The organism is Micromonospora sp. NPDC051924 (genome assembly GCF_055586005.1).
The window spans coordinates 97,297-109,199 of record NZ_JBVJJA010000010.1 but is presented as its reverse complement, the minus strand read 5'-3'; the positions used below and the strand labels follow the sequence as shown (position 1 = coordinate 109,199).

6 protein-coding genes are annotated in these 11,903 nt (G+C 69.7%); 5 read left to right on the top strand and 1 reads right to left on the bottom strand.

What is annotated here, in order from left to right; all coding sequences use genetic code 11:
- Positions 1 to 205 precede the first annotated feature (205 nt).
- Together ACZ6S5_RS10775 and ACZ6S5_RS10770 are read left to right on the top strand one after the other, a co-directional pair.
- Entirely contained in the window at positions 206 to 1,711 is a 1,506-nt protein-coding gene (locus tag ACZ6S5_RS10775) for a serine/threonine-protein kinase (protein ID WP_465999772.1), read from the top strand.
- Positions 1,712 to 2,161: 450 nt separating this feature from the next.
- Positions 2,162 to 2,968, top strand: coding sequence for an HAD family hydrolase (locus ACZ6S5_RS10770; RefSeq protein WP_465999771.1), 807 nt, complete (start codon positions 2,162 to 2,164; stop codon positions 2,966 to 2,968).
- 25 nt (positions 2,969 to 2,993) lie between these two features.
- Here the strand turns inward: ACZ6S5_RS10770 and ACZ6S5_RS10765 are convergent, their stop codons facing one another.
- Positions 2,994 to 3,740: a Fic family protein gene (locus ACZ6S5_RS10765; protein ID WP_465999770.1), complete on the bottom strand. Its 747-nt coding sequence runs from the start codon at positions 3,738 to 3,740 to the stop codon at positions 2,994 to 2,996.
- Positions 3,741 to 4,028: 288 nt separating this feature from the next.
- Here ACZ6S5_RS10765 and acs point away from each other — a divergent pair, with 288 nt between their 5' ends.
- The 3 genes from acs (at position 4,029) to ACZ6S5_RS10750 (ending at position 11,745) form a co-directional block, all read left to right on the top strand.
- Positions 4,029 to 6,017 (top strand): acetate--CoA ligase, encoded by a 1,989-nt coding sequence (acs, locus tag ACZ6S5_RS10760; protein ID WP_465999769.1) that lies wholly within the window; start codon positions 4,029 to 4,031, stop codon positions 6,015 to 6,017.
- A 237-nt stretch (positions 6,018 to 6,254) separates the two neighbouring features.
- Positions 6,255 to 9,044: an immune inhibitor A domain-containing protein gene (locus ACZ6S5_RS10755; protein WP_465999768.1), complete on the top strand. Its 2,790-nt coding sequence runs from the start codon at positions 6,255 to 6,257 to the stop codon at positions 9,042 to 9,044.
- A gap of 370 nt (positions 9,045 to 9,414) precedes the next feature.
- Positions 9,415 to 11,745, top strand: a complete 2,331-nt coding sequence (locus tag ACZ6S5_RS10750) for an immune inhibitor A domain-containing protein (RefSeq protein ID WP_465999767.1) — start codon at positions 9,415 to 9,417, stop codon at positions 11,743 to 11,745.
- Positions 11,746 to 11,903: the final 158 nt, after the last annotated feature.

The following is an 11,903-nucleotide window of genomic DNA, read 5'->3' as shown; positions in this document are numbered from 1 at the left end:
CGGCCCAAAAAGTTTGCCCCATCTGCACGCAGCCGGTGGCGGTCCGCCAGGTTGTCCGCGACGCCGGCCTGTCGGCCCTGATGACTGCGAAACATTGACTACCGTGAGGAGGTGGTCGATTACGAGCAGCTCCTGATGGCCCGGCCGAGGATGTCACTGCCGGCCGCCCCGTGTATCGGAGCGCACGGTTGGAAACAGTGAGGTGGTGCTGAAACGTCTGTTGAATGGCCGCTACCGGTTCGATGAGCTGCTGGGCAGCGGCGGCATGGGTGAGGTGTGGCGCGGTCGGGACCTGCGGCTCGACCGCCCGGTGGCGATCAAGATTCTCACCTCTGCCGGGCTGCAGGAGCCGATGGCCGCTGAACGCTTCGACCGCGAGGCCCGTACGGCGGCCCGACTGACCCACCCGCACATCGTGCGCGTCTACGATTTCGGCACCGAGGAGAACGACTCCTACCTGGTCATGGAGCTGGTGGAGGGGCGGACGGTGTCCGCCCTGATCGCCGACGGCCCGCTCCCCGTGATACAGGCGTTGTCGATCGCCGTGCAGGCCTGCGAGGGGATCGCCGCCGCGCACGCGGTCGGGGTGGTGCACCGGGACGTGAAGCCGGGCAACCTCATCGTCACGCCCGCTGGAACGGCGAAGATCTGCGACTTCGGCATCGCCCGGTTACCGCACGCGGAGCAGAACTCACTGACCGGGCCGGCGACCAAGCTCGGCACCAGCTCGTACATGTCTCCTGAGCAGGCGCTCGGCCGGCCGGTCGACCACCGCACCGACCTGTACAGCCTGGGCTGCACCCTCTATGCCATGCTCGCCGGCCGTCCTCCGTTCGTCGGCGATCCGCTGAGCGTGCTGCATCAACACGTCAACGAGCCGCCTCCGCCGCTGCGCGATCACCGGCCCGACGTACCCGCCGAGCTGGGCGGCCTGGTCGCCGAACTGCTGGCAAAGGATCCCGCCGCTCGGCCGAACGACGCGGCCGAGGTCCAGGACCGGCTCGCGGCCCTGCTGCCCCGGGCCGGCACCGCGCTGCCGTTGGTGCCGGTGGACCAGGATCCAGCCGATCCCCGGCGGTCCGGCCCGGCGATCACTGGCCCGCTCAGGGCGGACACGGACGGCCCGGAACGGCCGGCCCCGGGCGACCGGCCGGCCCGACGTCGGCGCGCACTGCTGGCGGGGACCCTGGTCGGCCTCGCACTTCTCGCCCTGGCCGGCGCTACGCTGCACGACCGCGACGCGGACACCTCCGTGGCGGGGCCCACTACGCCGCCGGCACCCGCCGCCGCCACCACCTCCTCCCTGGCACCGGAGGCGCCGGCCGTGCCGGTCACCGTCGCACCCACCACCCCGACGCTGCGCGCCGCCGGGTCAGCCACCCGCACCTCGGCCAGTCCGACGCCGAGCCCTCGAGCCGCTTCCCGTACCCCGAGTCCCACCCCGCCCGCAGATCCGATCGTCGCCATGCGCCTCTCGATCCAGGAGCAGGTGGAAACCGGCCAGCTCAACCCGGACGCCGCCAAGGACCTGCACAGCAAGGTGGACGCGATCGCCAAGGAGATCGCCGAGGGTGACACCGACCAAGCCGAGGAGCAGCTCAAGAAGCTCCGGGACAAGCTCGACGAGCTGCTGCACGGCGGCAAGCTCACGGCCAATGGCTACGACGACCTGACCGCCGGTGTCGACCAGATCGCTGCCGAGCTGCGGTAGAGAGGTAGAGCCGGTCGCCCGGCGACCGGAGCTCTGCCGCCTCGCTGCTTCCTCAGGGCGAGGAAATCGGGCGGAAAGTGCCCTGGACGAGGACGGGGAGGGCGTGTGACCTGCTACGGAGCATCGCTCCCAGAAAGGGACGACCCCCGTCGGGGGGAGACGGGGGTCGTCGGAGGTTCGGCTCCGGGGGGGTCGAGCCGAACCCGCTCAGCGGTCACGGGGGGTGCAACCGCCGAGGGCCTCTCGGTCGACGAGGCGTGAACTCTCGTCGCGCACAAGCATGCCGCAGCGGACCCGTATACGTCGAGTGGTCCTCGCTCCACCCATTGCTAAATTGTGTTCGCAGAGTGTGACCGCCATCACTCTGCGCAGAGGGTGACGATGGCTCCCACGCTCGGGGTGCCCCCGGGCCCCCGCCGGAGGCCGCCCGTCCCGCTAGACTTTCGCGCCGTGGGCCGAAGTGCCGCTTTCTTCGATCTCGACAAGACCGTCATCGCCAAGTCGAGCGCTCTGGCGTTCGGTCGGCCGTTCTACCGGGACGGGCTGATCACCCGGCGTGACGTGGTCAAGTCGGCGTACGCGCAGCTGATGTTCCGGCTGGGCGGCACCGACGAGCAGACCATGGCCCGGACCCGGGACTACCTGGCCACCCTCTGCAAGGGGTGGCAGGTGGAGCAGGTCCGCCAGATCGTCGCGGAGACGCTGCACGAGCTGATCAACCCCTACGTGTACGCGGAGGCCGCCGCCCTCATCGAGGAGCACCAGGCGGCCGGCCGGGACGTGGTGCTCGTCTCCGCCTCCGGGGAGGAGATGGTCCGACCGATCGGCGAGCTGCTCGGCGTGACCGACGTGATCGCCACCCGGATGGCGGTCGCGGACGGCCGCTACAGCGGCGAGGTGGAGTTCTACGCGGCCGGGCCGAGCAAGGTCGACGCCGTCGGCGAGCTGGCCACCGCCCGCGGGTACGACCTCGCGGACTCATACGCCTACTCCGACTCGTACAGCGACCGGCCGCTGTTGGAGTGTGTGGGCCACCCGACCGCGGTCAACCCGGACCGGGCGTTGCGCAAGCTGGCCGTGGAGAACTCGTGGCCGGTGCTGGAGTTCCGGCACCCGGTTCCGCTGGGCCGCCGGCTCCGCGAGCGCCCCGCCGTGCCGGTCGCCGCCGCAGCCCTCGGGGTGGGCGTCGGGGTGGCCATCGGGATCGCCTGGTACGGCCGGCACCGCCGTACCCGCACCGGCGCACCCACCGCCTGACCGCCGCGGGGGGACGCTGGGGGCGTCAGGAGGTGGCGAGGACCTCGTCGCCGATCAGGGAGATCTGGTCCGCGCCGACCTCGACGGCCGACATGTAGTGGCGCAGCCAGGAGCGCAGCCCGTCGGGAGTGCCCGTGGCGAAGGCGCCGGCCGCGCCGACGTACTCGGGCTCCCGTTCCCGGTGGCCGACGTCCACGGCGACCAGGCCGCGCGGGTCGAAGCCGGTCGAGATCAGCACCAGCCGGGCGGCGGCCCGGGCCACCACCCCGGACGGGCCGGCGAACGGGCGCAGGTTCAGCAGCTCGCCGTGCACCACCGCGGCCAGCACCAGCGGCGGCACCTTCGTTCCCCCGGCGACCAGCCCGGACAGCCCGTCGAGGCGCGCCGCGACCACCGGGTCGGTCACCGGCCGACCCAGCTCCGCCTCGGCGACGACGTCCCGGGCGGCGAGCACGTGCAGCCGGGCGAGGGCCTGCCGGGGGGCCTTCGGCCAGAGCTCGCTCAGCCCGGGCAGCGCCCCGGCCACCCGTAGCGCCCCCTGGAGCACCGGGTCGGTGACTGTGCCGGCGCGTACCTCCTCGCGCTCGTGCGGGCGGCCCTCCAGGGCGGCGCTGGCCACCGCCGAACGGAGGCTGACCTCGGCGGCCACCTGCCCGCCGTGGCGGCGCAGCGCGCGGTGCCGGTGGGCCTGGTCGACCCGCTCGCGGGCCCGCTCGACGGCGGGCGCGATGTCGGCGAGCGCGAGCAGCGGAGCGAGCGGATCGGTGGTCACCCCGCCACGCTATCCACCCCGCCGCGCCCACCGGGCGCCACCCGGCGGGCAGGCGACCCCGACCACGATGATCGACACCGGCCGCGGCGATCCGCGCCCTCCCCGCCCCGGAAAGCGCCGGTCTGCCGCATTCCGCGCCCGGCCCCGGGCGGCCGGGCCGGCCGCCACCCGGCGCGTGTCGGGGGCCGCTGGGCGCGCGGCGCGTCCCCGGGCGCTCGCGGCGGCGGTACCGCCCGACTAACCTCTCCCGGGTAGGAGACGCAGGTCACGCGACGAAGGAGTCATCGCATGAGCGAGGCATTGGCCAACCTGCTGAACGAGACGCGCCAGTTCCCGCCGCCGGCCGAGCTCGCCGCGAACGCCAACGTCAAGGCCGAGGCGTACGCCGAGGCGGCCGGGGACCGGCTCGCCTTCTGGGAGCGCCAGGCCGACCGCCTGACCTGGGCGAAGAAGTGGGACCAGGTGCTCGACTGGTCGAACGCGCCGTTCGCGAAGTGGTTCGTGGGCGGGCAGCTCAACGTGGCGTACAACTGCCTGGACCGGCACGTGGAAGCCGGCCGGGGCGACAAGGTGGCGATCCACTGGGAGGGCGAGCCGGGTGACACCCGCACCCTCACCTACGCCGACCTGCACAAGCTCACCTGCCAGGCGGCGAACGCGCTGACCGACCTGGGTGTGACCGCCGGCGACCGGGTGGCGATCTACCTGCCGATGATCCCCGAGGCGGCGGTGGCGATGCTGGCCTGCGCCCGGATCGGCGCCACGCACAGCGTGGTCTTCGGCGGCTTCTCCGCCGACGCGCTGACCAACCGGATCCAGGACGCCAGCGCCAAGGTCGTGATCACCGCCGACGGCGGCTACCGCCGGGGCAAGCCGTCGGCGCTCAAGCCGACCGTGGACGAGGCGGTGGCGAAGTGCCCCTCGGTGGAGCACGTGCTGGTGGTCCGCCGGACCGGCGAGGAGGTCGCCTGGTCGGCGAAGGACCACTGGTGGCACGAGACGGTCGAGACCGCCGCGCCGGAGCACAGCGCGCAGGCGTTCGACGCCGAGCACCCGCTCTTCATCCTCTACACCAGCGGCACCACCGCCCGGCCGAAGGGCATCCTGCACACCACCGGCGGCTACCTCACCCAGACGTCGTACACCACGCACGCCGTCTTCGACCTGAAGCCGGAGACCGACGTCTACTGGTGCACCGCCGACATCGGCTGGGTCACCGGGCACTCGTACATCGTGTACGGCCCGCTCTCGAACGGCGCCACCCAGGTCATGTACGAGGGCACCCCGGACACCCCGCACAAGGGCCGGTTCTGGGAGGTGGTCGACAAGTACAAGGTCACCATCCTGTACACCGCGCCCACGCTGATCCGCACCATGATGAAGTGGGGCGAGGACATCCCCGCCGGGTACGACCTCTCCTCGCTGCGCCTGCTGGGCAGCGTCGGCGAGCCGATCAACCCGGAGGCGTGGATCTGGTACCGGCAGCACGTCGGCCGGGGTGAGTTGCCGGTCGTCGACACCTGGTGGCAGACCGAGACCGGCGCAATCATGATCTCCCCGCTGCCGGGTGTCACCGACGCCAAGCCGGGCTCGGCGATGACCGCGCTGCCGGGCATCGTCGCCGACGTGGTGGACGACCAGGGCCAGTCGGTGCCGAACGGCGGCGGCGGCTACCTGGTGCTCAAGGAGCCGTGGCCGTCGATGCTGCGGACCGTCTGGGGCGACGACAACCGGTTCATCGAGACGTACTGGTCCCGCTTCGGGGCCGGGGCGAACAGCGGCGACGAGTGGGTCTACTTCGCCGGCGACGGGGCGAAGAAGGACGACGACGGGCACATCTGGCTGCTTGGCCGGGTCGACGACGTGATGCTGGTGTCGGGCCACAACATCTCCACCACCGAGGTCGAGTCGGCGCTGGTCAGCCACCCGTCGGTGGCCGAGGCGGCGGTGGTGGGCGCGACCGACCCGACCACCGGGCAGGCGATCGTCGCCTTCGCCATCCCGCGCGGCAGCGCCGAGATCTCCGGTGAGGCCGGCGAGCAGCTCATCGCCGAGCTGCGCAACCACGTGGCGAAGACGCTCGGCCCGATCGCCAAGCCGCGGCAGATCATGCTGGTGCCCGAACTGCCGAAGACCCGTTCCGGCAAGATCATGCGCCGGTTGCTGCGGGACGTCGCGGAGAACCGCTCGCTCGGTGACGTCACCACGCTCCAGGACTCCTCGGTGATGGAGCTGATCTCCTCGGGCATGAGTGGCGGGAAGTCCGACGAGGACTGACGGCAGGCGTACCGAATCAGGTGGGTGACGGTCCGGACGGGCCGTCACCCACCGTCGTTTCCGGGGGTACGCATCGGAAGTTCGGTGGAGGCGCGACAGGCTGAACGGGCAGAGGCACGCTGTCACCCCTCTCAGTGGCAGCGCTGGTTCCTCTAGGTTCAGCCGCACCGGACCGGGTCGGCAGGCGTCACTGCGACCGGCCGGTTCTCTCCTCCCATGCCCCACGAACGGAGCGGCATGAACACATTTCCGCAATCCGGGTCACGCCGACGCCTACTCGTCGCGCTGCCCGCCCTCGCCCTCGCCGCCACGTCGCTGACCGTGACCGGCAGCGCGGCCGCCCAGGAGTCCGGCCCGGCCCGGTCGATCGGGGCGGACGAGCACTACATCAACTACGCCGAGCCGGAGGTCCAGCCGGACACCGCCGGCAAGGAGGTCAAGGGGAAGGACGGGGTCTACACCAACGCGGTCGACGAGGCCCGGGCCTACGACCGCAAGTTCGCCGGGGGCAACCCGGTGGCCGCGCGGGAGCTGGCCAAGCTGGAGGCCAAGGCGATCAAGACGGGCCAGAGCCCGCGGCAGATCAAGCAGGCCAAGGGCACCCAGACCGCCAAGCTGCTGACCCTGCTGGTGGAGTTCAACGACCAGGCGAACGACGACTTCACCAACGTGTACGTGCCGAAGACGGTCTTCGAGGACCGGAGCTGTGTCCTCGGCACCGTCCAGAACGGCCCGAAGCACAACACCATCCCGGACCCGGGGACGCTGTCCCGCGAGGACAACAACTCGATGTGGGTGCCGAACTTCTCGCCCGAGCACTACGACAAGATGCTCTACACCAAGGAGGGCATCACCGAGCGGGTCCGTAAGGACCTGACCGGGCCGGACGGCAAGCCGGGCATCGACATTTCCGGGCGCACGATGCACAACATGTACCTGGAGATGTCCAAGGGCGCGTACACGGTGGCCGGCGAGGCCAGCCCGTGGATCACCGTGCCGCACTCGGAGGGCTGGTACGCCGCCTCCCGCTGCTTCCAGGACGAGAACGGCAACTGGGTCGCCGGCCGCGAGCAGTCGATGAACGGCCACCCGGACAACCCGCAGGGCGCCGGCCGGCTCGCCACCGACGCCATCGACGCGCTGGCGAAGATGCGGCCCGACTTCCCGTGGGCCGACTACGACATCGAGGACCAGAGCGACCGCGACGGCGACGGCAACTTCAACGAGCCGGACGGCGTGATCGACCACCTGGTGCTGGTGCACGCCAACCAGGGCAAGTCCCGCGGCGGCGGCGACATCGGCGTCTACTCGGTCTGGGCGCACTCCTCGACGGTCACCGGCGGCTACACCATCCCCGGCACCAACCTGAAGGTGTCGAACTACATCGTGCAGCCGGAGGACGCCGGCGTCGGCGTCTTCGCCCACGAGTTCGGCCACGACCTCGGCCTGCCGGACCTCTACGACACCTCCGGCAACGCCGACTCGGACGTCGACTTCTGGGACCTGATGGCCTCGGGCTCGCACTCCGGCGAGATCTTCCAGGCGCTCCCGACCCACATGGGCCTCTGGGACAAGTGGGTGCTCGGCTGGGCCGACCCGCTGCAGGTCAACCCGGGTGACGACGCCCGCTCGGTGCAGCTCGGGCAGACCTCCAACACTCCGGTCGGCACCAAGGACGGCATCAAGATCAATCTGCCGAACAAGGTGATCACCCTGGCCCAGCCGCACAGCGGGGCCAACATGTGGTACAGCGGCGCCGACCAGGACTGGGCGGACGTCAAGCTGAGCCGGACGGTGACCGTCCCGAACGCCGCCGACGCGAAGTTCTGGATGTGGAACAACTACGTCATCGAGCAGGACTGGGACTACGGCTTCCTCGAGGTCTCCACCGACAACGGCGCCAACTGGACCGAGCAGAAGGTCTACGACGCCACCGGCAAGCTCGTCACGACCAACGACGGCTACGCCGACCCGAACGGCCGCATGGTCGACTACGGCGGCAAGAAGTACGGCCTGACCGGCAGCACCGGCGGCTGGCGCCACGACTACGTCGACCTGTCGGCGTACGCCGGGCAGACCGTGCAGCTGCGGCTGCGGTACGCCACGGACGAGGCGTTCGTGGAGCGCGGCTGGTTCGCCGACGACTTCTCGGTCACCGGTGGCGGCGCGACCACCTGGAGCGACGACGTCGAGGGTGGCGCCAACGGCTGGACCCAGACCGGCGGCACCTTCACCGACACCACCGGCGCCGGCTGGCACACCGACGGCGGCACCCAGGTCAAGGCGCACTACTACCTGGCCGAGTGGCGCAACTTCGACGGCTTCGACAAGGGCCTGAAGTACACCTACGACACGGTCTACTCGCACGAGGCGTGGAAGGTCGACCGGGTCTCGTACAACGCGCCGGGCATGCTGGTCTGGTACCGGGACACCGTGCTCGGCGACGTCAACCACGTCACCGCGCAGATGACCGCGCTGCCCAGCTACGGCGCCAAGGGCGGTCTGCTGATCGTCGACTCGCACAACGACCCGCTGCGCCGGCAGGGCGAGGCGGCCGTGAAGGACCCGTCGGTGCTGGACAACCTGCCCAGCCGCCCGCAGTCGTCCAACGCGGCCTTCTCGCTCAACCCCACGTACCCCTTCAAGGAGTGCCTGGAGGCGGCGGGCGAGCCGTACAGCGAGTACTGCACCAACTTCGGCGCCCAGGCGCCGGTCCCGGCGTTCAGCGACGCCAAGGGCTGGTACCCGGGCATCGAGATCCGCAACGGCTCCGCGTACGCCCGGGACAACGACGCCTCCGTCGTCATCCCGTCGCGGGGCAATGCGAAGTACACGACCCGGGTGACCAACCCGGACGGGACGCCGGCCACGGCGTACTACGGGGCCACCCTCGGTGGCGGGGCCATCGTGCTCGGCACCGGCAACCCGGGTGACGCGGCCGTCGCGTACGGCGTCACGATCACCATCAAGAAGGCCGCCGGTGACAACTCGTACGCCACGGTGTACGTGACCTCGGCGACCCCGTGACCTGACCGCCCGCGCGTCGGGACACACGGCGGGGCCCGTCTGGAGCACACTGCTCCGGACGGGCCCCGTCGTCTTACGTGTCCTCAGATTTCTTCCAGAATCCGTGTGACATTTTCTCAGGCGCCGGCGCTCCCCCTTGGGGACCTCATAATTGTCGTCGCTCTCAGTGATCGTGGCCAAACCGTAATGTAATTCGGCCTCGAGCCCCTGCGCCTTTTGGCCCTGGTTTGCCCGGGAAAGAAGGTCGGTCCCTCAGGTGATTGACCGGTGACAACGATGCAAACACCTGTCATTGTGAGTGACGCATGACATGACAGCGATGGCTATAGCTGTCCCTGTCATGTAACAAATCCACAAAGGAGGAGGACCTTTGAGGAGACGAGTCACAGCGGGCCTGGCCTCGGCCGCGGCCGCGCTGCTGGCAGCCGGTGTCGTCACGGCGCCGGCGTCCGCCACCCCGGCGGCGGAGCCCACCCCCGGCGTCGACAAGGCCAAGCACGGCAAGGACAACCTCCCGGATCCCAAGGCGGATCAGCAGCGGGAGATCAAGAAGCAGGCGATTTCGGACCTGCTCACGGGCAAGGCCAAGCTCCAGACGCGCAACGGCTCGAAGGTCATCCAGGTGAAGGACGACCTGTTCGTCGAGTACCAGCAGGCGCCGAAGGAAGACCCCATCTTCACGATGCTGGTCAACTTCGGTGACAAGGTCGACCCCCGCGCCGGCGGCAGCGCCGGTCCCGTGGTGGGCCAGATCCCCGAGCCGGACCGCAACTGGGACGGCAGCTCCACCGACAACAACAGCACCCTGTGGCGGTCCGACTTCAGCCGGGCCCACTACATGGACATGTTCTACGGTGAGGGCGAGTCGTTCCGGGACTTCTACCTGAAGCAGTCCGGTGGTCGTTACACGGTCGACGGTGACGTCAGCGACTGGATCACGGTGCCTTACAACGAGGCCCGTTACGGTCACAACGACGACCCGGACAACCCGAACGACAACATCTCCGAGGCCGAGGGCTACTGGAACTTCATCCGGGACACCGCGACGTCCTGGTACCAGACCCAGGCCGCGGCCGGCAAGTCGTCCCAGGAGATCAAGGACTACCTCAAGCAGTTCGACGTCTGGGACCGGTACGACTTCGACGGCGACGGCAACTTCAACGAGCCCGACGGCTACATCGACCACTTCCAGGCGGTGCACGCCGGTGAGGGCGAGGAGGCCGGCGGCGGCGCCCAGGGCGAGGATGCCATCTGGTCGCACCGTTGGGCGGCGTTCACCAACCTCGAGGGCAAGGCCGGCCCGGCCGGCAACCTCGCGGGCGGTGTGCAGATCGGTGACACCGGCCTCTGGATCCGTGACTACACCACGGAGCCGGAGAACGGCGGTCTCGGTGTCTTCACCCACGAGTACGGTCACGACCTCGGTCTGCCGGACCTGTACGACACCGCGGGTGGCGACAACGGCACCGGCTTCTGGACGCTGATGTCCTCCGGTTCGTGGCTGAACCACGGCACCGAAGACATCGGCTCGACCCCGGGTTACATGGACCCGTGGTCGAAGCTCTACCTGGGCTGGCTGAACCACACCACGGTCGACTACGGCAAGGGCAGCACCCAGGTGACGCTCGGCCCGGCCGGTGACAGCGACGGGCCGAAGGCCCAGGCTGTCGTGGTGAACCTGCCCGCCCAGACGCAGACCACGAACTACAACACGCCGTTCGGCGGGTCGTATGAGTGGTGGGGCGGCAGCGCGGACGACCTCAACACCTCGCTGACCCGCACCCTGGACCTGACCGGCGCGACCACCGCGTCGATCACCTCCAAGCTGCAGTTCGACATCGAAGAGGACTACGACTACCTCTATGCCGAGGTGTCCACCGACGGTGGCGCCACCTGGGCCGATGTCAAGAACAACCTGGTCGACGCCGGTGACAGCGGCATCGACGGCTCCAGCAACGGCGCCTGGGTCGACTCGACCTACGACCTGTCGGCGTACGCCGGCAAGACGGTGCTGTTCCGCTACCGCTACGCGACCGACGGCGGCGTGCACTTCGCCGGTCCGTTCCTGGACAACATCTCGCTGACCAAGAACGGCGCGGTCGCCTGGACCGACGACGCGGAGACCCTCGCCGCGGAGTGGACCGCCAAGGGTTGGACCCGGATCACCGGCTCGGTGACCGACACCTACCCCCGCTTCTACATCGCCGAGAACCGGACCTACTTCGGTTACGACGACACGCTGCGGACCGGTCCGTACAACTTCGGCTGGGGCAACACCCGGCCGGACTTCGTGGAGCGGTTCTCGAACCAGCCCGGCATGCTGGTCTGGTACGTGAACTACGCGTACGGCGACAACAACACGTCGCAGCACCCGGGCTACGGCCTCAACCTCCCGGTTGACGTCCGTCCGGACAAGATCAACGTCGGCGGCCAGGGCACCATCAGCAACCGGCGCAACGGCTACGACGCCACGTTCAGCCTGTACACCAAGCCGGCGCAGACCTTCCACCGCAACGGTGTGGCGGTCGTCGTGCCGGAGCTCGAGCCCAACCCGATCTTCAGCGACAAGGGGATCGGCAAGTACTGGACCTCGGGCAACGCCTGGAACTCGGTGAAGGTGGCCGGCACCGGCACCACCATCGAGATCCTGCAGCAGGGCACCACCCCGACCAGCGACATGATCGTCAAGGTCACCAACTGATCGGGTAGCACCAGACCGGGAGGGGCCGGTGGCGGCGACGCCACCGGCCCCTTTCGCGTACCCCGATAGTGTTCGCCCTGATGAGGTACGGCATCGGCCGGTACGGATGTGACGGTGAGAAGCAGCCCCAACAAAAAGTTGCTACAAAACAGCGTCGC